At 62.2% G+C, this 24007-nt stretch carries 19 protein-coding genes and 2 tRNA genes; 20 read left to right on the forward strand and 1 reads right to left on the reverse strand.

The features are described 5' to 3' along the window. The 16 genes from dnaA to EHW12_RS00080 all read left to right on the forward strand — a co-directional run bounded on the left by dnaA (position 1) and on the right by EHW12_RS00080 (position 20333). Positions 1–1563: a chromosomal replication initiator protein DnaA gene (gene dnaA, locus EHW12_RS00005; protein ID WP_003942491.1), complete on the forward strand. Its 1563-nt coding sequence runs from the start codon at positions 1–3 to the stop codon at positions 1561–1563. A gap of 584 nt (positions 1564–2147) precedes the next feature. Next, positions 2148–3332, forward strand: a complete 1185-nt coding sequence (gene dnaN / locus EHW12_RS00010) for a DNA polymerase III subunit beta (RefSeq protein WP_007729165.1) — start codon at positions 2148–2150, stop codon at positions 3330–3332. Positions 3333–3376: 44 nt separating this feature from the next. Next, positions 3377–4285, forward strand: coding sequence for a phosphogluconate dehydrogenase (NAD(+)-dependent, decarboxylating) (gene gnd, locus EHW12_RS00015; RefSeq protein ID WP_047272670.1), 909 nt, complete (start codon positions 3377–3379; stop codon positions 4283–4285). Next, a complete protein-coding gene (gene recF / locus EHW12_RS00020) occupies positions 4286–5515 on the forward strand; it encodes a DNA replication/repair protein RecF (protein WP_125050130.1) in 1230 nt (409 codons plus the stop codon). Continuing rightward, on the forward strand, positions 5508–6053 hold the full coding sequence (locus EHW12_RS00025; protein WP_003942471.1) for a DUF721 family protein: 546 nt from the start codon (positions 5508–5510) through the stop codon (positions 6051–6053). Before recF ends, EHW12_RS00025 begins: the two co-directional genes overlap by 8 nt. A 124-nt stretch (positions 6054–6177) precedes the next feature. Next, positions 6178–7089 (forward strand): metal-dependent hydrolase, encoded by a 912-nt coding sequence (locus tag EHW12_RS00030; protein ID WP_007729174.1) that lies wholly within the window; start codon positions 6178–6180, stop codon positions 7087–7089. Further along, positions 7089–8210 (forward strand): PDR/VanB family oxidoreductase, encoded by a 1122-nt coding sequence (locus EHW12_RS00035; RefSeq protein WP_039973074.1) that lies wholly within the window; start codon positions 7089–7091, stop codon positions 8208–8210. Before EHW12_RS00030 ends, EHW12_RS00035 begins: the two co-directional genes overlap by 1 nt. 28 nt (positions 8211–8238) lie before the next feature. Then, the gene (locus EHW12_RS00040; RefSeq protein WP_125050131.1) at positions 8239–9162 is read left to right on the forward strand and encodes an alpha/beta fold hydrolase; all 924 of its coding nucleotides are present in this window, start codon (positions 8239–8241) and stop codon (positions 9160–9162) included. A gap of 197 nt (positions 9163–9359) precedes the next feature. Next, positions 9360–11396 carry a DNA topoisomerase (ATP-hydrolyzing) subunit B gene (gyrB, locus tag EHW12_RS00045; protein WP_003942515.1) on the forward strand — a complete coding sequence of 679 codons (2037 nt, stop codon included), beginning with the start codon at positions 9360–9362 and terminating at the stop codon, positions 11394–11396. 86 nt (positions 11397–11482) lie between these two features. Continuing rightward, positions 11483–14014, forward strand: coding sequence for a DNA gyrase subunit A (gyrA, locus tag EHW12_RS00050; protein ID WP_003942463.1), 2532 nt, complete (start codon positions 11483–11485; stop codon positions 14012–14014). Then, on the forward strand, positions 14014–15408 hold the full coding sequence (locus EHW12_RS00055) for a DUF3566 domain-containing protein (protein ID WP_125050132.1): 1395 nt from the start codon (positions 14014–14016) through the stop codon (positions 15406–15408). Before gyrA ends, EHW12_RS00055 begins: the two co-directional genes overlap by 1 nt. A gap of 75 nt (positions 15409–15483) precedes the next feature. After that, positions 15484–15557: transfer RNA gene (locus tag EHW12_RS00060), tRNA-Ile, on the forward strand. Between the two features lie 176 nt (positions 15558–15733). Beyond that, positions 15734–15806, forward strand: a tRNA-Ala gene (locus tag EHW12_RS00065). A 285-nt stretch (positions 15807–16091) separates the two neighbouring features. Beyond that, positions 16092–17201 (forward strand): hypothetical protein, encoded by a 1110-nt coding sequence (locus EHW12_RS00070; RefSeq protein ID WP_125050133.1) that lies wholly within the window; start codon positions 16092–16094, stop codon positions 17199–17201. Between the two features lie 62 nt (positions 17202–17263). Continuing rightward, complete coding sequence (locus EHW12_RS00075; RefSeq protein WP_007729186.1) at positions 17264–18928, forward strand: alpha/beta-hydrolase family protein; 1665 nt, start codon at positions 17264–17266, stop codon at positions 18926–18928. Between the two features lie 127 nt (positions 18929–19055). After that, entirely contained in the window at positions 19056–20333 is a 1278-nt protein-coding gene (locus EHW12_RS00080; RefSeq protein WP_063315337.1) for a lipase family protein, read from the forward strand. 57 nt (positions 20334–20390) lie between these two features. Here EHW12_RS00080 and EHW12_RS00085 read toward each other — a convergent pair whose 3' ends face one another. Further along, on the reverse strand, positions 20391–20843 hold the full coding sequence (locus EHW12_RS00085) for a hypothetical protein (protein ID WP_042453366.1): 453 nt from the start codon (positions 20841–20843) through the stop codon (positions 20391–20393). Between the two features lie 66 nt (positions 20844–20909). Between EHW12_RS00085 and EHW12_RS00090 the strand changes: the two genes are divergently transcribed. From EHW12_RS00090 to EHW12_RS00105, 4 genes are all read left to right on the forward strand, one after another. Next, the gene (locus EHW12_RS00090; protein ID WP_125050134.1) at positions 20910–21551 is read left to right on the forward strand and encodes a TetR/AcrR family transcriptional regulator; all 642 of its coding nucleotides are present in this window, start codon (positions 20910–20912) and stop codon (positions 21549–21551) included. A gap of 59 nt (positions 21552–21610) precedes the next feature. Then, positions 21611–22585, forward strand: a complete 975-nt coding sequence (locus tag EHW12_RS00095; RefSeq protein WP_164490541.1) for an ABC transporter substrate-binding protein — start codon at positions 21611–21613, stop codon at positions 22583–22585. A gap of 42 nt (positions 22586–22627) precedes the next feature. Continuing rightward, a complete protein-coding gene (locus tag EHW12_RS00100) occupies positions 22628–23410 on the forward strand; it encodes an SIP domain-containing protein (protein ID WP_058227420.1) in 783 nt (260 codons plus the stop codon). 69 nt (positions 23411–23479) lie between these two features. Then, the gene (locus EHW12_RS00105; RefSeq protein ID WP_007729190.1) at positions 23480–24007 is read left to right on the forward strand and encodes a peptidylprolyl isomerase; all 528 of its coding nucleotides are present in this window, start codon (positions 23480–23482) and stop codon (positions 24005–24007) included.

Genomic DNA, 24007 nt, shown 5'->3' on the forward strand with positions numbered 1-24007 from the left:
GTGAACGACGATCCCAACGCGCTCGCACGGGTCTGGGTCGACGTGGTTGCAGAACTCACGAGTGATGACCCCGGAAGTAATCTTCCGGCTTTGAGCAGCAAGCAGAAGGCATTTGTCCGTCTGGTGAGGCCTCTCACACTTGCTCAGGGTTTTGCACTCCTCTCGGTTCCATCGCCATTTGCTCAAGAGACGATCGAGCGCGATCTACGCGAGCCGATCCTGCAGGCACTCGGACGCCACCTCGGCGGCCAGGTCGAGGGACTCGGTGTCCGCATCGCACTCGAAGACGATGCCGACGCACCCGCCGAACCGGTCGAGGAGCGCACGGGCAGCCGTCAGTTCGAGTCGGTCAACTCATCGGGCGCATACCGTCGGCGCAGATTCACCGAAGGCGACGGCGAACCTTCGGACTCCGAGACTGCCGAGACCGAAGAAGTCGACGACGACCGCGAAGCACTCGCGAGCGTTCACGAATCGTGGCCGTCGTACTTCACGAAGCCGCCCGCTACTCCTTCTGCTTCGGGGTCCGGCGCCAACAGCCTCAACGCGAAGTACACCTTCGACACTTTTGTGATCGGATCGTCCAACCGATTCGCTCATGCCGCTGCCGTCGCGATCGCGGAGGCGCCGGCGCGTGCCTACAACCCCTTGTTCATCTGGGGAGCTTCGGGCCTGGGCAAGACGCACCTTCTTCACGCCGCCGGCCACTACGCACAGCGACTGTTCCCCGGCATGCGGGTCAAGTACGTCTCGACCGAAGAATTCACCAACGACTTCATCAACAGTCTTCGTGACGACCGCAAGGTCGCGTTCAAGCGTCGCTACCGGGAAACGGATGTCCTGCTGGTCGACGACATCCAGTTCATCGAAGGCAAGGAAGGTATTCAGGAGGAGTTCTTCCATACCTTCAACACCTTGCACAACGCGAACAAGCAGATCGTCGTTTCCTCGGACCGTCCGCCCAAACAGTTGGCAACCCTCGAGGAGCGTCTGCGGACGCGCTTCGAATGGGGCCTGATCACCGACGTTCAGCCGCCTGAGCTCGAGACGCGTATCGCGATTCTGAGCAAGAAGGCGAGGATGGATCGCCTCGAGGTCCCGCACGACGTCCTCGAGTTGATCGCCAGCCGTATCGAGCGCAACATTCGTGAACTCGAGGGCGCGTTGATCCGCGTCACCGCTTTTGCCTCGCTCAACCGCCAGCCGTTGGATCTGACGTTGGCCGAGGTGGTCCTGCGCGATCTGATGCCCGATTCGTCGAGCCTCGAGATCAACGCGGCGACGATCATGGCGGTGACGGCCGAATACTTCAACATGTCGATCGACGACCTGTGTGGGCCGGGTAAGGCCCGGCCACTCGCTCAGGCCCGCCAGATCTCGATGTATTTGTGCCGTGAGCTCACTGATTTGTCCTTGCCGAAGATCGGTCAGACGTTCGGCCGTGACCACACGACGGTCATGTACGCCGACAAGAAGATCCGTAAGGAAATGACGGAACGCCGCAAGGTGTACGACCAGGTTCAGGAGTTGACCGCAAGGATCAAGCAGCGCTCCAAGCGTTGACCTGCACTTATTTCGATCGATGCCGCTCGAGGCAGAGGTTCCCTCGAGCGGCATCGGTGTATTCGAAGGGTTCCACGTGCGGTCCCCTCGAGGGCGGTTGTCCACCTCGAGGGACGACACGCCGGAGTCAGACACGCCGATGAGAACAAACTCTTCGTTTCTTGTGAAAAGTATTCACATCTGTGGATAAGTGTGTTGATAACTCCGAAAGTCTGTGGAGTTCTCGAGGAGGAATCCGAAAACTTTCAGAGAGTGCACAGAGGGGGTCGATTGGTCCTCGAGTCTGTCCTCGAGAAGTGCACAGGCCCTCGAGGGGACCTACCAGCGTCGACAACCGTTGCTCCACAGATTGCACAGGACTTATTACTACTACTGAGAATTTCCTAGGAAAAGCTCTTTGAAAATAGTTCTGGGGACAACTCCTGTTGAGAACCTCGCCTCAGGCTGCGCTCGCCGCGGCTTCGGCTTTCCACTTGCGCCCTCGAGGGCATACGGTGGGCATCGCTTGGTCTGTGTCAGACTTCAAGTGAGCTGATGCAGATCCGCAGCAGACGAACATGCCTACCGAGAGGAATAACCCGGCGATGGAGCTTGGAAGCCTGAAGTTTCGCGTTTCCCGGGAAGAGTTCGCTGATTCAGTAGCGTGGGTTGCTCGTAGCCTGCCCTCGAGGCCGCCCGTGCCGGTTCTCGGCGGAGTTCTTCTCGACGCAACCGAAGCCGGCCTCACCGTTTCCGGGTTCGACTACGAGGTATCCGCGCAGGTCCGCGTCTCGGCAGATGTCACAACTGCAGGTCAGGCACTCGTCTCCGGTCGCCTCCTTGCCGATATCACCAAGTCGCTTCCCAACAAGCCGGTCGATGTGACCCTCGAGGGCACTCGCGTGCTCATCTCGTGCGGAAGCGCCAAGTTCTCCCTGCCCACGATGCCGGTCGAGGACTACCCCCAGCTTCCGACGCTTCCGCAGCAGTCCGGGTCCATTCCCGTCGACCTGTTCTCCGAAGCCATCAGCCAGGTAGCTGTTGCAGCCGGCAAGGACGACACCCTTCCGATGCTCACGGGTATCCGTGTCGAGATCGAACAGAATTCGATCGTCCTCGCCGCTACCGACCGCTTCCGTCTCGCCGTACGTGAACTCGAGTGGACTCCGGCCAATCCCGACGTCCAGGCTGCTGTTCTCATCCCGGCCAAGACTTTGTCCGAGTCCGCGAAAACGCTTGCCGGCAATGCAAATTCGCCGGTCGAGTTGGCTCTCGGCTCCGGTACGACCATCGGAAACGACGGACTCCTCGGCATCGTCAACGACGGTCGCCGCACCACGACGCGCCTCCTCGACGCCGAGTTCCCGAAGTTCCGTCAGTTGCTGCCTGCTCAGCACACCGCGATGGCAACGGTCGAGGTCACGCCTCTCATCGAGGCCATCAAGCGTGTAGCACTCGTCGCCGAGCGTGGCGCACAGGTTCGCATGCAGTTCTCCGCTGACGGCCTGCTCCTCTCTGCGGGTGGCGACGACGCCGGCCGCGCGGAAGAGACGCTCAACGCGTCGTTCCAGGGCGAAGCACTCACCATTGCGTTCAACCCCGGTTACCTCATCGACGGGTTGAATTCGCTTCACAGCGAAAATGTTCTGTTCGGCTTCACCACTCCCAGCCGTCCGGCTGTTCTCCGCCCCGCGGCCGAGGAAGAGCCCACGGCAGACGAGTCCGGTAACTTCGCTGCGCCCTCGAGCGAGTACACGTACCTGCTGATGCCGGTTCGCCTTCCGGGCTGAGTGGAACCCCGCACTTCAGTTCGCGCCTGACCAGGGAGAACAGTATGAAGATCGGACTCGTAGGTCTCGGCAAGATGGGCTTCAACATGCGTGAGCGCTTGCGCGCGCATGGCCTCGAGGTGATCGGATACGACCCTCGACCGGAAGTCACCGATGTCGGGTCTCTTGCCGAACTCGCTGCATCCCTCGAGGGACCTCGAGTCGTCTGGGTGATGGTTCCGGCCGGTGAAATCACCCAGAGCACCATTGCCGAACTGGCGGATGCCCTCGAGGGCGGTGATCTGGTCATCGACGGTGGGAACTCGCGTTACACCGACGACGCTGTCCATGCCGAGCTTCTGGGTGCCCGTGGGATCGGTTTCCTCGACTGCGGTGTCTCCGGTGGCATCTGGGGCCGTGAGAACGGCTACGGCCTGATGGTGGGCGGATCCGAGCCCGACGTCGAGAAGGCAATGCCGATCTTCGACGCCCTTCGCCCCGACGGTGAGGCTGCAGACGGCTTTGTCCACGCCGGTCCCGTCGGTGCTGGTCATTACGCGAAGATGGTGCACAACGGCATCGAATACGGCCTGATGCAGGCGTATGCCGAGGGGTACGAGCTCCTCGAGGCGGAAAGCCTGATCGCGGACGTTCCCGGTGTGCTTCGAGCTTGGTCGAAGGGAACCGTCGTACGTTCGTGGTTGCTCGATCTGCTTGTCGACGCCCTCGAGGAGGATCCGGAGCTTGCGCAGATCACGGGCTATACCGAGGATTCCGGTGAGGGCCGCTGGACGGTCGAGGAAGCTATCAAGCACGCGGTCCCCGCTCCCGTCATCTCGGCTGCTCTGTTCGCGAGATTTGCTTCACGACAGGATGATTCACCGGCCATGAAGGCGGTGTCGGCCTTGCGTAATCAGTTCGGTGGTCACGCGGTCAAGAGCGCTTCGCCCAAGAATTCGGCTTCTGGAAGCTAAGTGTTCGTTCGTAGATTTTCGCTGCGGGACTTCCGATCCTGGGATTCGCTGACGCTTGACCTCACGCCGGGAACAACCGTGTTCCTCGGTTCCAACGGGCACGGTAAAACCAACGTGCTCGAGTCGCTCGGGTATCTGTCGACGCTGTCGTCACATCGAGTGTCCGCGGATGCACCGATGATCCGCAGCGGTTCCGCCAGTGCCTTTGCCGGTGCAACGGTGGTCAACAACGGGCGCGAACTGACCATCGACGTCGAACTGATCGAGGGAAAGTCCAACCGCGCCAGGATAAATCAGTCTCCGACGCGTCGTCCGCGGGAAGTGCTGGGGATTCTGCAGTCGGTGATGTTCGCGCCGGAAGATCTGTCGTTGGTTCGCGGAGATCCTGGCGATCGTCGACGCTATCTCGACGAGTTGTTGACGTCCCGGATACCCCGAATGGCTGCTGTCCGTGCGGATTACGACAAAGTTCTGCGTCAGCGCTCAGCCCTACTCAAAACTGCTGGTGCGGCTTTGCGTCGCGGTTCTCGTGGTGGTGAGTCCGACAACGTCCTCTCCACCCTCGAGGTGTGGGACGGGCATCTGGCCGCTCACGGCGCACAATTGTTGGCCGGGCGCCTCGAGTTGGTCCATGATCTGGCGCCCCACCTGGCGGAGTCGTATCGTTCCATTGCACCCGAATCCCGCCCGGCGTCGATTCGATACAAGAGCAGTCTGGGGTCCTCGTTGGATCCCGAATTCACCGATCCTGCAAGGATTTCCGGTATCGACGACGTTGCATACCTCGAGGAGAGATTCCATCTCGAGTTGGCGCAGATGAGGTCGAAGGAAATCGATCGCGGAGTGTGTCTGGTCGGTCCGCATCGGGACGACCTGGAGCTGATTCTCGGCGACAGTCCGGCGAAAGGTTTTGCAAGCCATGGTGAATCGTGGTCTTTTGCGCTTTCGCTGAGACTGGCAGGTTTTGCTCTGTTGCGCGCGGACGGCAGCGACCCGGTCCTGATGCTCGACGATGTCTTCGCGGAATTGGACCGTCGTCGCCGTCGTGCGCTCGCCACCGTTGCCGCCACCGCAGAACAGGTACTGATCACAGCTGCTGTTCCCGAGGACGTACCGGACGAACTCGAGGCGGCCAAGTTCGGCGTCGAAGCCTCCGATACCGGAGACGGTCGGATATCCCGGATAGTGCCCGTAGGCTCGGCAGATCAGGAGGTCGAGTTCGATGACTGAAGACAGCAGCGCGGCCCCGGAGCCCGAGCTCAAGGGGATCGATCTGGCGCGCCGTGCCCTCGAGGAGGCACGCGCGACAGCCAAAGCCAACGGTAAGGCCGTCGGGCAGGGGCGCTCGTCGCCCAAATACGGAAGCGGCCGCCCGCGTCGACGCAGCGGTTGGTCCGGCCCCGGCCCGGATGCGCGGGACCCTCAGCCGTTCGGTGCTCTCACCAGCGCTATCTCCAAATCGCGTGGGTGGTCCCCCAAGGTGTCCGAGGGCACGGTCCTCGGTCGGTGGCCGCAGGTCGTCGGAGAAGACATCTCCGCGCACGCCGAGCCGATTTCTCTGAAAGAAGGTGTTCTCAGCATCTCCGCCGAGTCGACGGCGTGGGCTACCCAGTTGCGCATGATGCAGTCCCAGATTCTGGCCAAGATCGCTGCTGCCGTCGGTGACGGCGTCGTGAAGACACTGCGGATCACCGGTCCGAGTGCGCCTAGCTGGCGCAAGGGAGAAAGGCATGTGAAAGGCCGCGGACCTCGCGATACGTACGGCTGAGGAAAACTCAACCAGGCCCTGGTTCTACCTATTACTTCGTGTTACAGTTAAAACTCGCTAGTGAGTGAACTGTGTCACAAGGCTGTCGTTCCCCACCGATCGGCAGGCATGAAGGAGTAGCTAGATGTCGCAGAAGATATCGACACCCGCTTCGTCGTTCGCCGAGCCGGATCACATCCTGTTGCAGGCTCGCAATGTCGAGTTCGACTGGTCCGATCTGCCCATGCACTGGATTCCGGGCGATCCGTTCAGCACACACGTTCTCAACGTGCTTCACCTTCTCCTCCCCGCCGGTGAGGAATGGTTTGTCGAGACCTTCAAGGAAGCTCTTCCTCTGATCGAGGACGAGAAACTCCGTGAGGACGTCGTCGGATTCATCGGCCAAGAGGCGATGCACTCCAACGCGCACTCGGGTGTCCTCGTCCATCTCAAGGAAAACGGCCTCGATCCGACGCCGTACACCCAGCAGATGGAGTGGGCATTCTCGAAACTGCTCGGACCGCGCCCGATGACGGGTCTGCGCGCCGAGAATCACCTGGTGGAGCGCTTGGCGATCATCGCGGCCATCGAACACATCACTGCTTTCCTCGGCGACTGGGTGCTCAACGCCAAGGGGCTGGACAAAGCCGGCATGCACCCGACCATGCTTGATCTCCTTCGCTGGCACGGCGCCGAAGAAGTCGAACACCGAGCCGTCGCGTACGACGTCATGCGCTACTTCGACAAGCGTGAGACCCGCCGGATCCGTACCCAGATCCTCGTCACGCCCGCAATCGTGTGGCTGTGGATTCGTGGAACCCGGTTCCTGATGCGCAACGATCCCGAACTTGCCGCTCAGGCCCCCAGCCGTCGACGACCCCACCTGTCCGATTTCATCGCGGCCGGAAAGCGTGGCACAGTTCCCACGTCGTTCGAGCTGGTCAAGCGGATGTCGACGTACTTCAGCAAGTCCTATCACCCCAGTAACGAGGGCTCGACCGCCCAGGCGGTGCAGTACCTGGCGTCGTCACCCGCAGCCCAGGCGGCCGCACGGTGATTTCACTCTCGAGGGTCAAGGACGTCATCTCCGGGCACGACGGGTTGCCGCGGTTTCCGGCGCCACCCGATTTGTCCGGAAAGAACCGTCCCGACCGTGCCATGCGCATCACGGAGTTATTGGCGGACAAGTACCTTCGGGTGTTGACGGCCTACGACTACAACCCCGAGATCGCTGGCCACAACCCCGACACGGCCATGAACATGGTGGTCAGTACGCGTGAGGTGGTGGCGACCGACGAGAACGTCGTTCGCCTGCGCTTCGAATCCGCAGACGGCTCACCGATTCCGCCGTGGCATCCGGGTTCGCACCTGGACTTCCATCTACCTTCGGGTCTGCGGCGTCAGTATTCGCTGTGCGGCGACCCTGCCGATCGCACGGGGTACAGCGTCGCGGTGCGCCGGATCCCCGACGGCGGTGGCGGTTCCATCGAGATGCACGCTCTCCAGCCCGGTGAGCACGTCACGGTACGCGGACCACGCAACGGCTTCCCGTTTGTCGGAGAAGGCAGCGCTCTGTTCGTTGCCGGTGGCATCGGCATCACGCCTATCATCGCAATGGTCCGTGCGGCAAGAGAATTGGGGATGGACTGGTACTTCGTGTACTCGGGCCGCTCCCGTGAATCCATGCCGTTCCTCGACGAGATCGCAACCTGGGATCCCGAACGTGTCTTCGTGCGCCCGGACGACGAGTTCGGATTGCCCACCACCACAGACCTTCTCGGACGAGCGCCGGTCGGCGGCGCCGTGTACTGCTGTGGCCCGACGCCGATGCTCGATGCCGTCCGCCGCGGTTTCCGCGATACACCCTCCACCGCTTTGCATTTCGAGCGGTTCGGGGCTCCGCCGGTGATCGACGGCAAGGAATTCGAAGTGCAGCTTGTCAATTCGGGTCAGGTACTCACCGTGCCCGCCGACGAGTCCGCGCTCGACGTCATCAAGAAGACATTGCCCGGTGTCGGGTACTCGTGTCAGCAGGGTTTCTGCGGAACCTGTCGTGTGAAGGTACTCGCGGGTAAACCCGATCACCGCGAAAGGCGTCTGACCGACACCGAACAGGAAACGGAGATGCTCATCTGCGTATCCCGTTCCGACGGTGGACGTCTCGTTCTCGATCTCTAGATATTTCCCGACTCCGAAGGGTTCGACAATGTCGAAGCACTCTCCTGTCCATGCCGTGACCGCGCGTCGCGTGACCAACGGTTCCGTCAGCCTGGCCGTGTTCGAGCAGGGCAAGGCAGACGGCGAGACCATCGTCCTGGTGCATGGTTGGCCCGACACCCATGAATTGTGGAACCTCATCGTGCCTTTGCTGGCAGACGACTTCCGCGTCGTCAGCTACGACAGCCGCGGGGCCGGTGAGAGCACAATCCCCTCGAGGGTGCAGGACTACCAACTGAGCGCACTGGCCGGCGATCTTTTTGCCGTCATCGACGCGGTCAGCCCGGGCAAGCCGGTGCACGTCCTCGCGCACGACTGGGGATCCGTCGAAACGTGGGAAGCGGTCTGCGAGCCGGGTGCCGAAGAGAAGATCGCGTCGTTCTCGTCCATCTCGGGCCCCAATCTCGATCATCTCGGCAAGTGGATCCGGGCGAGCGCGTCCAAGCGTCGTTTCCTCGGCCCGGCGGCGCAGGGAATTGCGTCGGCCTACACCGTTCTGTTCCAGATTCCCGGGCTGTGCACCCTTCCGTTGCGTCTGTGGTTCTCCAAGCACTGGCCGGCGTTTCTGGGCTTCTTCGACGGTCTGGACCCCCGTGTGGTCAACACCGCGCCCACCATTGCCGACGACATGGTGAACGGACTCAAGCTTTATCGCGCGAACATCCGGCCGTCTCTCGGCAAGCCGCGGGATCGGTACACGGACGTGCCTGTTCAGCTCATTCTGAACAAGTACGACAAAGCCGTTCGTCCGGTGGGATACGAAGACACCGAAAAATGGGTCTCCGACCTGCAGCGACGTGAAATTGCCGCGGGACACTGGTCGCCGTTTTCACATCCGGATGAGGTTGCCGAACATGCGCGGGCATTTATCGCGAGCCTGAGAGATCGTCGCTCGGAGAAGCAAAGTTCCTAGCGTTTCACCTTCCGGGGATCGTAAAAATTCGTCTGCGGCGCAGCCAGGGGTGTCATTGGCCGCTTCTAGTCGGTGCTTACCAGTAAGATGGTCAACGGTAACTAGCGGCAACATTCTCGAACCCGCTCCGACGACACCCGCAAGGGCTTGCTGACGGCTGCGCTCGAGTATTGACGGAGAAGGAGAGCTACCCACCCGTGGCTGCCCAGAAGTCAGATACAAGCACTTCCAGCAAGGACTACAACGCGTCGTCCATCACCGTCCTCGAAGGACTCGAGGCGGTACGTAAGCGTCCAGGCATGTACATCGGTTCCACCGGTGAACGCGGTCTGCACCACCTCATTTGGGAGGTCGTCGACAACTCGGTCGACGAGGCGATGGCCGGACACGCCACCAAGGTCGAGGTCACCCTCCTCGAAGACGGCGGAATCCGCGTCATCGACGACGGCCGTGGCATCCCGGTCGGCATGCACGCCTCCGGAGTACCCACCGTCGAGGTCGTGCTGACCCAGCTGCACGCCGGCGGCAAGTTCGACTCCGACTCCTACGCCGTCTCCGGTGGTCTGCACGGCGTCGGCATCTCGGTGGTCAACGCGCTCTCGACCCGGCTCGACGTCGACATCAAGGTCGACGGCTACCGGTGGCAGCAGACGTACACCGATTCCAAGCCGGGAGAGCTCGTACAGGGCGACCCGACGAAGGAGACCGGCACCACCGTCAGTTTCTGGGCTGATCCCGAGATCTTCGAGACCACCCGCTACAACTTCGAGACCGTTGCGCGTCGTCTGCAGGAAATGGCCTTCCTCAACAAGGGCCTGACCATCACGCTGACCGACGAGCGCGCCGAGGTCATCGACGACGAAGCTGCCGAGGTGGCCGAGGCTCCCAAGTCTGCTGCCGAAGAAGCCGAAGAAGCTGCTCAGGCAGCGCCGCGTAAGTCCAAGACCCGTATCTACCACTACCCCGGTGGACTCGAGGACTACGTCCGGCACATCAACAAGAGCAAGACCCCGATCCACAACTCGGTCGTCGGATTCACCGCCAAGGGCACCGGCCACGAGCTCGAGGTCGCAATGCAGTGGAACTCCGGATACTCGGAGTCCGTGCACACCTTCGCCAACACCATCAACACCCACGAGGGTGGTACCCACGAAGAGGGCTTCCGCGCCGCACTGACCGCAACGGTCAACAAGTACGCGCTCGAAAAGAAGCTGCTCAAGGACAAAGATCCCAAGCTCACCGGTGACGACATCCGTGAAGGACTCGCGGCCATCATCTCGGTGAAGGTCGGTGAACCCCAGTTCGAGGGTCAGACCAAGACCAAGCTCGGCAATACCGAGGTCAAGTCCTTCGTGCAGAAGGCGTGCAACGAGCACCTCGCGCACTGGTTCGAGGCGAACCCGGCCGACGCGAAAACCATTGTGAACAAGGCTGTTTCGTCGGCGCAAGCCCGCGTCGCCGCACGTAAGGCGCGTGAGCTGGTCCGCCGTAAGAGCGCGACCGACCTCGGTGGCCTGCCAGGCAAGCTCGCCGATTGCCGCTCCAACGATCCGGAGAAGTCCGAGATCTACATCGTGGAGGGCGACTCCGCAGGCGGCTCGGCCAAGTCCGGCCGAGACTCGATGTACCAGGCGATCCTCCCGCTCCGCGGAAAGATCATCAACGTCGAGAAGGCGCGTATCGATCGCGTCCTCAAGAACACCGAAGTCCAGTCGATCATCACCGCGTTCGGCACGGGCATCCACGACGAGTTCGACATCGCCAAGCTGCGCTATCACAAGATCGTGCTCATGGCCGACGCCGACGTCGACGGTCAGCACATCGCAACGCTGCTGCTCACGCTGCTGTTCCGCTTCATGCGGCCGCTCGTCGAGCACGGCAAGGTCTACCTCGCGCAGCCGCCGCTGTACAAGCTCAAGTGGCAGAAGGGTGCGCAGCCGGAATTCGCGTACTCCGACCGCGAGCGCGACGCGATGGTCAAGGCCGGCCTCGAGTCCGGCAAGAAGATCAACAAGGACGACGGCATCCAGCGCTACAAAGGCCTCGGCGAGATGAACGCCAAGGAGCTGTGGGAAACCACGATGGACCCGACGGTGCGCGTTCTGCGTCTCGTCACGCTCGACGACGCGGCTGCTGCCGACGAGCTGTTCAGCGTGCTGATGGGCGAAGACGTCGAAGCACGACGCAGCTTCATCACCCGCAATGCCCGGGACGTTCGTTTCCTCGACGTGTAGGCCTGCGGCCCTGTGCGTGGTTGAGGAGTCCCCGGGCTCCTTTTCCGCGCACAGGGGCTTGCCCCCTCTTTTAAGAAAGTGAGCTCATGACCGACACCACGTTGCCACCGGACGGTCCGCAACACGACCGGATCGAACCGGTCGACATCCAGCAGGAAATGCAGAACAGCTACATCGACTACGCCATGAGCGTCATCGTCGGTCGCGCTCTGCCGGATGTCCGCGACGGACTCAAGCCGGTGCACCGCCGCGTGCTCTACGCGATGTACGACAACGGATATCGCCCCGACCGCGGATACGTGAAGTCTGCCCGACCGGTCGCCGAGACCATGGGTAACTACCACCCCCACGGCGACTCCTCGATCTACGACACGTTGGTCCGTATGGCCCAGCCTTGGTCGCTGCGTTACCCGCTCGTCGACGGTCAGGGAAACTTCGGATCCCGCGGCAACGACGGCGCAGCCGCCATGCGTTACACCGAGTGCAGGCTCACGCCGCTCGCGATGGAAATGCTGCGCGAAATCGACCATGAGACAGTCGATTTCACACCGAACTACGACGGTAAGACGCAGGAACCGACGGTTCTGCCCAGCCGTATCCCGAACCTTCTGATCAACGGTTCCAACGGCATCGCCGTCGGTATGGCCACCAACATTCCGCCGCACAACCTGCGTGAAGTTGCCGAGGCCATCTACTGGGCGCTCGAGAACTTCGAGGCGGACGAGGAAGCCACCCTCGCGGCCGTCATGGAGCGCATCAAGGGACCCGACTTCCCGACGCACGGGCTCATCGTCGGTGGACAGGGCATCCAGGACGCCTACACCACCGGCCGTGGCTCCGTTCGTATGCGCGGCGTCGTCGAGATCGAAGAAGATGCCAAGGGCCGCACCACGATCGTCATCACCGAGCTGCCCTACCAGGTCAACCCGGACAACCTGATCACTTCCATCGCGGAGCAGGTTCGTGACGCCAAGATCGGTGGCATCTCCGACATCCACGACGAGTCCTCGGACCGCGTCGGCATGCGCATCGTCGTCACCGTCAAGCGTGACGCCGTTGCCAAGGTCGTGCTGAACAACCTTTACAAGCACACCCAGCTGCAGACCAGCTTCGGCTGCAACATGCTCTCCATCGTCGACGGAGTGCCGCGCACGCTGCGCCTCGATCAGATGATCCGTCTGTACACGACGCATCAGCTCGAGGTCATCGTTCGTCGTACCAGGTACCTGCTTCGCAAGGCACAGGAGCGCGCCCACATCCTGCGCGGTCTGGTCAAGGCCCTCGACGCTCTGGACGAGGTCATCGCCTTGATCCGTGCGTCGCAGACCGTCGACATCGCTCGCGCCGGATTGATGGAACTCCTCGACGTCGACGAGATCCAGGCCGACGCCATCCTCGGCATGCAGCTGCGTCGTCTGGCCGCCCTCGAGCGTCAGAAGATCGTCGACGAGTTGGCCGAGATCGAACTCGAAATCGCGGACCTCGAAGACATTCTGGCTCGCCCGGAGCGTCAGCGCGCGATCGTTCGTGACGAGCTCAAGGAAATCGTCGACAAGTACGGCGACGACCGTCGTACCCGCATCATCGCCGCCGACGGAGACGTCAACGACGAGGATCTGATCGCCCGCGAAGACGTCGTCGTCACGATCACCGAGACCGGTTACGCCAAGCGCACCAAGACCGACCTGTACCGCTCGCAGAAGCGCGGCGGCAAGGGTGTTCAGGGTGCCGGCCTCAAGCAGGACGACATCGTCTCGCACTTCTTCGTCACGTCGACGCACGACTGGCTGCTGTTCTTCACCACGAAGGGCCGCGTCTACCGCGCCAAGGCTTACGAACTGCCCGAGGCGAGCCGTACAGCTCGCGGTCAGCACGTTGCCAACCTGCTGGCATTCCAGCCGGACGAACGCATCCAGTCCGTCATCCAGATCAAGACGTACGAAGACGCGCCTTACCTGGTGCTCGCCACTCGCAACGGTCTGGTCAAGAAGTCCAAGCTCACCGACTTCGATTCCAACCGCAGCGGTGGCATCGTCGCCATCAACCTGCGCGGTGAAGACGAACTGGTCGGCGCTGTCCTCTGCTCCGCCGAAGACGACCTCCTTCTCGTCTCGGCACAGGGCCAGTCGATCCGCTTCTCGGCCACCGACGAGGCACTGCGTCCGATGGGCCGCGCCACTTCCGGTGTCCAGGGCATGCGTTTCAACGGTGACGACGAGCTGCTCTCGCTCAACGTCGTTCGTGAAGGAACGTTCCTCCTGGTCGCCACGTCGGGCGGTTACTCCAAGCGAACCGGCATGGAGGACTACCCGGTGCAGGGTCGCGGCGGCAAGGGCGTGCTCACGATTCAGTACGACAAGAAACGTGGCACTCTGGTCGGTGCGCTCATCGTCGACGACGACGACGAGCTGTACGCGATCACCTCGGGCGGCGGCGTCATCAGGACGGCTGCCAAGCAGGTTCGTAAGGCGGGACGCCAGACCAAGGGCGTGCGTCTGATGAACCTCGGCGAAGGCGACACACTGCTCGCGATTGCGCGCAACGCCGACGAGCCCGAAGAGCTCGCTGCAGAGACCACCGACAACGCAGACAATGCCGATGGAGCTAAGGAGTCCTAGTGAGCACTCCCAACCAGCCGGGCAGTGACCAGAAGAGCGAAAGCACTTCAGGTTCGACGCCACCGAAGCCGGAGCAGGCAACTGCTCCGGCGGGGCCGCAGACCTCGAAACCTGCAGCTCCAGCGGACGGCGGACCCAAAGCTTCCGAGGCAGCTCCGGCGCCCAAGGCACCGGAGCCGCCTCGCGGCCCGTCGGCTCAGAAGCCGGCGGGTGGGGCTTCCGACGCCGCGGGTGCGGCCAAGGGTCAAGCTCCTTCCGCTCCTTCTGTGGCTCCGGCTGCGCCGGTAACTCCGGCAAAGGGTGACGGTCAGGCTCCGCCGCAACCGGTTGCCAATCAGGCTCGTGGCAGCCAGGCGCCGCCGTGGCAACGCGGACCCCAGCCGTCGGGTCAGCCGCAGGGGCAGCCAGCTCAGAACCCGGCTGCTCAGAACCCGGCGTCCAAAGCCCCGGCGTCGAAGACTCAGCCACCGCAGAATCAGGCGCCGCAAAGTCAGCCGCAGACCAACATCACGCGCCCAGCCGGCGCTGGTGCTCCTGCGGGTCGACCGGCAGCTCCTGCCGGGGGTAAGCCGCCTGCGGGTCCGCAGCGTCCTGCAGCGGCCGGCCCGGCGCAGGGTGGTCCGGCGCAGGGTGGTCCGGCCAAAAACCCCGCGCAGGGTGGTGCGCCGAAGGGACAGCCGCAATCGGGTCGCCCCGCTGCCGGTGCACCGACGGGTCGTCCTGCCGGCAACCCGTCGGCACGTCCCGTCGTGACGGGAACGGCGGCTGCCGCAGCTACCGGTGGCGTCGCCGGCGCGGCAGCAGCCAAGGCTGTTACACCCTCGGGCGCAAATCCCAAGGCTGGAAACGCCACGGTCGCCAATCCCACGGTCGCTAATCCGAAAGCAAAAGCCGCCGCGATCGACGGGCCGACTCGGCACATCGATCGCAAGGATCTACCGAAGGACATGCCTGACCTCTCCGAGGCCAAGCATCCGTTGCCTGCTGCGGTGAAGGGTGAGAAAACTCACGCCGTATCGGCCTCGGTCGTGGACGGTGCGCCGCTGCGCGCAACGGTCCAGATCCGTCGTATCGACCCGTGGTCCACGCTCAAGATCACATCCGTGATCTCGGTGTCGCTGTTCTTCGTGTGGATGGTGGCCGTCGGACTGCTCTACGTGGTTCTCGACGGCATGGGCGTCTGGGATCGCCTGAACAACGCGTTCACCGACATCGTTGCCGATGGCGGCTCCGACGGTCTGGTGACGGCCGGCCAGGTGTTCGGCTACGCCGCGCTGATCGGCATCGCGAACATGGTGCTTTTCACGGCACTCGTCACGATCGGATCGTTCATCTACAACCTCTGCAGCGACCTGGTTGGCGGCGTAGAGGTAACTCTCGCCGACCGCGACTGACCTGCGAAAACATTGCTCCGCCGGGCCCGTTTTGGTGTCAGCGGCCCGGTGGGGTAATCTTTGGAATCGGTTCAGGGGCCTATAGCTCAGGTGGTTAGAGCGCTTTACTGATAATGAAGAGGTCGGAGGTTCAAGTCCTCCTAGGCCCACTCCCATGTGCCGAAGAAGGGTTGCTGGAATGAAGGTTTTCCTGCTTGTCGGGGCCGGAATTCTGGTAGCTCTCGGGGTCGCCAAGCTGATCAAAAGTCAGCGCGGAGACAAGGTTTGGCACGATTTGGAAACAGGATAGAACCTAGGTACTCTGACTCCGGTCAGAAAACCGAACGGGGCCTTAGCTCAGTTGGTAGAGCGCTGCCTTTGCAAGGCAGATGTCAGGAGTTCGAATCTCCTAGGCTCCACAGTAAGAAAACACCCTCCCGGGATCCGGGAGGGTGTTTTTGTATGCCGATGTACCCGATCTCTGCTCGCCCCGGCCGGTGCCCGACTTGTGTGGTTCCACCCCACCCCTTCTTGAGCGAACGGCACTTTCGGCGCACTGGAGGCGATGAACATGCCGTTCGCTCGGAGTGGGGTGGCCGGAACCGCGCCCACTATGGACCGTTCGTCCCGAATTCTCCGGAAAGTCTAGTGGTCATAACCAGCCGGGCGTAGCGTGAGGAGAACCCAATTTCAGGAGGTTCGTAGTGCTTCACAACGACATTCCCAGCCACGGTGAAATTGCCGCACTCGCGGAGGTGGAGGGGCCCACCTGCATCACCATCGTTACTCCGACTGAAGATGCGCCGCAGGATTACGACAAAGCGCGCATAGCCTTCAAGGACCAGGTCCGCTCGGCACTCGCATCGGTGGAGGATCCGGCCGAGCGCAAGCAGTTCGAGGCCGAATACGCAGAGCTCGACGACGACGACGATTTCTGGCGCTTCCAGTCGCGCTCATTGGTCACGTACGCGACGCCGGAGCGTCTGGTGACCTTCCGCCTCCCCAACCGTCTGCAGGCGCTCGAAACGGTCAGCGATCGGTTTCATCTCAAGCCACTGCTCCGTTCGGTGACGTTCCCCCAGACGGCGTTTGTTCTCGCTCTGGCAGAGGGTTCGGTGCGACTGATCGAGATCGCTGCCGATCAGCCGGCCGACGAGGTCCGTGTTCAGGGAATGCCGAAGAATGCTGCGGATCACGCGGGCAAGTCGTCGATCAACAGCCGAACCGAAGCGGGTCGGTTGTCGGGGTCGGACAGCCGAAAGTTGCGCGTCAATCAGTACGCCCGCGCAGTCGATCACGAGGTCCGCGGTGTGCTCGCCGGCCGTGACGTCCCCTTGATTCTGGCCGCTGCGGAACCCATCGCGTCGGTGTATCGCTCCGTGAATTCGTACCGCCACCTGGTCGACAAAACCGTCGAGGGAAACCCGGAAGCCTTGTCGACGCAGGAAGTGGCGGACGGTTCGCGTCCGGCGCTCGACGACTTCCATGCCGAGCAGCTGGCGGCGGTGCGGGACACCTTCAATGCGCGCACGGAACAGGGACGCACTCAGACGGACGTCGCCGACGTGGCAACAGCCGCGACGTACGGACAGGTCGACACCGTTTTCATCGACATAGATTCCGTCGTACCCGGAAGTCTCGATCCCCAGACGGGCGCTCTCACGACCGGTGAGTCGACTAACGGAAGCACCTACGGGGTCGTCGACGAGATCGCTCGTCGTGCGCTCCTGACGGGTGCGCGGGTGCTCGCTGTTCGCGCGGAGGACATTCCGGGCGGCGGCGCAGTTGCCGCGATTTTGCGCTTCGCCCCGTAAACAGACTGGACGCGTGTGCGCCTCGTGACCTGATTCGGGCACGGGGCGCATACGATTCCGGCATGAAACGTGTGTGGGAACGGCTGCGCCTCTATTGCAAGACGCTGCACCCGGTCGGGCTTGCCTTTGCTCTGGTCTTCTTCACCTGGTCGATGAGTCCGTCCCTGTTGCCGCGCGCGTGGTACCTGCAGGGCGTTGCGACGGGCATCTCGCTCGCCATGGGATACGGCGTCGGCGTGACGGTTGCCTGGATGATCCGCAAGTGCGGCGTCGAACCGCAGTGGTCGGATCGCACCAAGAAGATCGGCTGGCGAATCCTGTTGGTCGCGGCCGTCATTCTGGTGCCGACGTTCTTGGTCCTCGGTTCGTGGTGGCAGCAGATCGTTCGCGATCTCGTGGAAGCTCCACGCACCAATCAAGCGAATTATCTTCTGGTGCTGATGATTTCGCTCGGAATCTGGTTCATCCTGCTCGAGGCAGGCCGTGGTCTTCGGTTCACCACCAACAAGCTCACCGCCGTCGCACTACGGTTCGTTCCCCTCGAGGCGGCGAAGGTCGGCAGCTTGATCGTCATCTTCGCCCTCGGCATCTTCATCGTGAACGGTGCGCTGTACAACGGGCTGATCGCCTTCGCGAACTGGAGTTTCTCCGGTGCGGATCACGAAACACCGGACGGCATCGAACAGCCCATGATTGCAGAGCGGAGCGGTTCGCCGATGTCCGCCGAGGCTTGGGATTCTCTCGGTCAGGAGGGGCGCACCTTCATGGGTAGCGGTCCCACTGCAGCCGAGATCTCTGCATTGACCGGACGTGAAGCGAAGCAACCGATCCGGGTGTATGCCGGACGTGAATCCTCGGACTCGATCAACGGTGTCGCACAGCGGGTCGTCGACGAGTTGGAGCGCACCGGCGGATTCGACCGCGGAACTCTCGCAGTTGTCACGACCACCGGTCGCGGTTGGGTGAACGAGGACGTCGCGTCGGCGTTCGAGTACGTCGAGGGCGGGGACACGGCGATCGCGTCGATGCAGTACTCGTTCCTTCCGAGTCCGTTGGCCTTCATCGCCGACCGTGAGACGCCGATGATCGCCGGCCGCGCGCTGTTCAACGCGGTGTACGCCAAGTGGATCGACTTGCCCGTTGAGACGCGACCCGAACTGGTTGTCTTCGGTGAGAGCCTCGGCTCCTACGGTGGCCAGGCCGCATTCGCCGGCGCCCAGGACATGATGACGCGCGTCGACGGCGCACTGTGGGTCGGAACCCCCAACTTCACTGCTCAGTGGCAGGAAATCACGGACAGTCGTGACTCGGGCTCACCGGAGATTCTGCCGGTGATCGACGGTGGCCAGGCAATTCGGTTTGCCGGTGATCCGGAAGATCTGGAGCTGAAGTCGGACTGGGACGACGATCGCATCGTGTACTGGCAGCACGCCAGCGACCCGATCACGTGGTGGTCCTTCGACCTGCTGCTCAACAAGCCGGATTGGCTCAAAGAACCGCTGGGTCGCGACGTGGATCCGGGAATGACATGGGTTCCTCTCGTGACCTTCTGGCAGGTAACCCTCGACATGGTCTTCTCGGCTGATGTCCCGTCCGGGCACGGTCACAATTACGGCGAGGATGCAGCGGACATGTGGGCCAAGATCCTGCACCCCGAGGCCTGGACCTCGGCTGATACCGACAAGCTTCGTGCGCTGCTGACCACCAATCTGGAGCCCACGAAGTAGTCGTAAACGGTTGTATTTCAGCCTGTTAAGGCGAAAACCTCACGAAAAAGTGTTACGTGAGGTATGTGTTACTCTGCGTTCGCTGTGTGCCAAGCCACAGCGCAGGCGAACGTGGGGAGATCGAAACGTGAAGAGCAGAGCATGGTGGGCGGCCGGGGTCTCCGTCGCGGCACTGGTCATGGGTGCTGTGACGGCCCCTGCCGCAACGGCGGAGCCGGCGGATTTCTACACGCCGCCGGTCGAGCTTCCGGCAGGTGCCAACGGAGATCTCATCAAGAGTGAGCCGTCACCACTGCTGCTGAGCGTGCCCGGATCGAACGGTGCGTGGCCGGCAACCGCCACCAAGATCATGTACCGAAGCGAGGACGCCAAGGGCGCCCCCGTTGCCGTGACGGGCACCTATCTCGAACCGTCGAACCCGTGGACCGGGCAGGGGGCGCGTCCACTGGTTGCCGCAGCGGTAGGAACGCATGGGCAGGGCGATCAATGCGCACCATCCAAGCTGTTCAACACCGGTATCGAGTACCAGTTCCCGACGGACGTCATGGTCGGCTACGAGTCCATCTGGGTGAACACGTTGCTGCTCAACGGCATTGCCGTCGTCGTCACCGATTACGAGGGCCTCGGAACTCCGGGCGATCACACCTACGTCAACCGTGAAGCCGAAGCACACGCGGTTCTGGACTCGGTGCGAGCCGCTCAGCAACTCCCGAACACGAGCATTCCCGCCGACGGCCCCATCGGACTGTGGGGTTACTCGCAAGGTGGTGGAGCTGCCGCTGCCGCAACGGAATTGAAGCCGTCGTATGCTCCCGAGCTTGATCTCAAGGGCACGTATGCAGGCGCTCCGCCCGCCGATCTGGCGGCGACGCTGCAGCAGGTCGACGGCACGTTCCTCACCGGAGTGATCGGATACGCGCTCAACGGGATCCTTGCCCAGTACCCCGAGGTTCAGCCGCTGCTCGACGCCGAGATCAACGATCGCGGCCGACAGATGTTGGCCGCCACCAAGAACCAGTGCGTCGCCGAAAGTGGATTGCAGTTCGGCTTCCAGCAGTCGTCGAGCTTCACCAATTCCGGTGAATCACTCTCCGCAGTTCTGGCGCGTCTCCCCATGGCGCAGGCGATCCTCGACGAGCAGAAGATCGGCAAGCTGACGCCGGAGTCGCCCGTGCTCATTCAGCATGGCCGCTCCGATGACATCGTTCCGTTCGGCCAGGGACAGCAACTGGCGCGAGACTGGTGCGGCAAGGGTGCAACGGTGCAGTTCTCCGTCAACGAACTGCCCCCGATCATTCCGGGACTGGCAATCAATCACGCGACGCCGTACCTGGTGGGTACCCCCGAATCCATCGGATACATGATCGATCGCTTCAACAACGTCCCGGCACCGTCCAACTGCTGAATGTGAACATCGAAAAGCCCCGGAACACAATCTGTTCCGGGGCTTTTCGTATGTCGACTAAGCGGTCTTCTCGGCCGAGTTCTCCTCGAGGCGAGGGGGTGCGGAAGCGACCGGCGGATGCTCGCGTCGGCGGCTCTTGAAGAACACCGCGCCACCGATCACCGCAACACCGGCGATGACGAACACCGTGACGCGCTTGCGGCCGCGAGGCTTCTCGGTGCGTTCTGCGGACTTCGTGGGGATAGCCTTTGCGCGCTCGACGCCCTTCTTGGCGAGGACTTTGCCCTGACGACCCAGGAACAACCCGACCTGCCCGGCGCCGCGAGCGACCGACGTCGCGACCACCGCGGCGATACGGCGAGCGTTGTCGGCTGCCTCGGACTCCTTGATGCGAGCCGCTGTCTCTTCGAGGTAGGCGGCAGTCTCGTCGAAGGTGTCCTCGACGCGGGCGCGCGCGTGATCGAAGGTGTCGGGCAACTGCGTGCTGAGGGACTCGGTCACTCGTGTCATGACTTCACTTTGCCACAAGGGCTGTGCCGGGGTAGGTCGGTCGCAGATCGGACTTACGATGGATGAATGTCGACCTCCCCTGCACGGTCCCGTCGAAGCCCAGGCCGACCTGCGATTACGTCGACAGACGAGATTCTCGATGCAGCGGAACGGGTGGGTTTGGACCGCCTGACGCGGGCGGAGGTCGCACAGGTCCTGGGCGTTTCCGCTGCGACGATTCGCCATCACGTCGACTCGACCGATCGTCTGTACTCGTTGGCGTGTGCGAGAGCTTTCGGACGTCTGCAGTTGGATTCGGATTCGAAGTCCTGGCAGGACTACCTTCGGACGTTAGGTCAGCGGTTCGCTGAACTCGTGACTGCCACGCCTGGGCTCGAGGACTACGTGCTTCGAGGGCCTTACGAAGAGCGCACTCTGGAGCAGTTCGAGCGAATCATGAATGAGGTACTTCTACGGAAGCCTGAATTCGACCGTGCAACAGCACATTTGCTCGGCTCTCGGACACTGATCATTTCGGCGGCACTGCATACACCGGCGCGCAATCGTTACCCGGATTCGCAGTATCCGAAGCCGGACATTCTCTCGGCTGTTGTTTCCTGGACGCTCGACGCCTTCCTTGTCGGTGCCGAAACGATGATCGATTCCGGCCTCGTTCCTGCGGTCGTTCCAACTCCTGACGCGTCTTGGACTCACATTTCGGATCACTGATGCCCTTCCGGGATAGGAAGGTTAGGCAACCCACATTAATTATTGCTACTGTGGCAATTATGAATAGACACAGGTGGAGGCCAAGATTCCTCGGCGCGGCCGGGGCCGCGTTAGTGCTCGCCCTCGCTGGATGTTCGTCATCGAACACGAACCCGGACGCTGACGGAAGTCCCGCAGCGAGCGGAAGCTATCCGGTGACCGTGAGCACGGAATCCGGAGACGTGATCATCGAGTCGGCACCTGAACGGATCGTGACCTTGGGGAACCCGGCGTTCGAGAACGTCGTGGCGCTGGGATCGCACCCCGTGGCCGCGAGCGTGACCAACATCGACAAGCTTCCCTATCTGGCGGACTACGTGGGAAACGAGGCGCTCGACGAGTCCTTGGCTGACATCTATGCAGGGCAAGTGAATTTCGAGCGGATGCTTGCGGTCGAACCGGATCTCATCATCGCGCCTGCCTGGCCGGTTTTCACCGAGCCCGCCACGTTGGAGCGGCTCCGAACGATCGCTCCAACTTTGATATTCGACATGCAGGACGCAGACAACGATTGGAGAGTCGGCGTTCAGCAGGTCGCGGATGCGTTGGGCAAATCCGAGCAGGGTGGCGAGTTGATCACCTCGGCAGTCGACGAATTTACGGGTGTGGCTGAGTCGAACCCAGGACTTGCGAAGCGGCCGTACTCATTCGGGCTCTACTACAAGGAGCAGATTTCGTTGGGATCGGGCGGAAACATACTGCGCCTCTTCGGAATGAAGCCGGCGGAGGACCAAGCCGCGGTGGAATCGACGGGAACTCCGGTGACGTATTCGGGTGAGACCGCGGGTGACGTCGACGGTGAAGCGGTACTTCTGATGCCGTCACCACGGGATTCCATCGCGAACCTCGAACAATCGCCTTTCTGGGAGTTGAATCTGAAATCCCGCGTCGTATGGCTCAGTGATGCGCAGGGTGAGGCGATCAACAATGCGGGTGTACTTGGAAAGACGTGGCTGCCGGGAAACCTGGGTACCGCGTTGGGACAGTTGGGTTAGTCGAGCGTGGACAGGGCGAGAGAATCCCGGTTACCTGTGGGCATGGTCATGACCGTTGCCTCGATTGCCGAGGTTGAACAGCGAACGGACGACACCGTTCGAGTTGTGTTGCAGTCGAGCGAGTTCGGAAACCTGAGCGTTCGTGGGGCGGCGCCGGTGTTCAAGTTGTTCGTGCCTCGGGAGCCGGCGGACGAGATGATGCTCCCCACCTTGGGGTCGGACAAACTCGCGGTTCCCAGTTGGGAGGCCGACCCCCGGCGTCCGATCGGGCGTTCCTACACAGCAATCGATTTCAATCCTGGCGATCGAAGGATCACGTTCGATGTCATGGATCTTGGGAAGCCGGGTTGGTGGCTCAACCGGACGGGCGTAGGCAGTCGCGTTGGGGTGATCGGATTCAAACACGAACTCGTCCTTGTTCCGGGCGTCACTGACGTCGTTGCAGTCGGCGACAGATCTGCGCGCCCTGCTGTCGGATCCTTGACGAATCTCGCCGAACAAGCCCGAATACACAGTTTCACGGGTCCGTCAGGAGAGCACGGATTCCCTGATATCGAGTGGGTGGACATAGTCGATCGGACCAAGGCGCAGACAGAATCGACAATGTTGTGGATCGGCGGAGAGAAAAGCTGTGTCGCCCGCTTGCGCAACCAAGCGATCGAAAACGGCCTACCGCCGTCCCGGATTGTCGCATTGCCGTACTGGTCGGCGGGGCGAACGCGCGACGAGTTCGATCATGCTCTGTACCGGCTGTACCAACGCGCAGCTGCGGACGGAATCGACATTTCCGATCCGGTCGTTGCCGCCGACATCGAACTGCAGTGACGCTTGCCCCGTCGCACGGAATTGGCAGGCTCACATCCACGAGAACGCCGGCAATGGCACGATGGTGGTGTGACTTCAACTCATCAGACCGCAACCGCAACGCTGCACACGAACCGCGGCGACATCAAGATCGCTCTGTTCGGCAACCATGCGCCGAAGACCGTCGAAAACTTCGTCGGCCTCGCCGACGGCTCGAAGGAGTACACCACCGCAAACGCCGCCGGCACCAAGACCGGCCCGTTCTACGACGGTGCCATCTTCCACCGCGTCATCGACGGCTTCATGATCCAGGGTGGCGACCCCACCGGAACCGGCACCGGCGGCCCGGGCTACAAGTTCGGTGACGAGTTCCACCCGGAACTGCAGTTCGACCGTTCCTACCTGCTGGCCATGGCCAACGCAGGCCCGGGAACCAACGGCTCGCAGTTCTTCATCACCACCGGCCCGACGCCGCACCTGAACCGTCGCCACACCATCTTCGGTGAGGTTCTCGACGACGATTCCAAGAAGGTTGTCGACGCTATCTCCTCCACCGCCGTCGATCGTGGCGATCGTCCGGTCGAGCCCGTCGTGATCAACAGCATCACCATCTCCTGA

This window comes from Rhodococcus sp. NJ-530 (genome assembly GCF_003860625.1).
Classification (GTDB): Bacteria; Actinomycetota; Actinomycetes; order Mycobacteriales; family Mycobacteriaceae; genus Rhodococcus_F; species Rhodococcus_F qingshengii.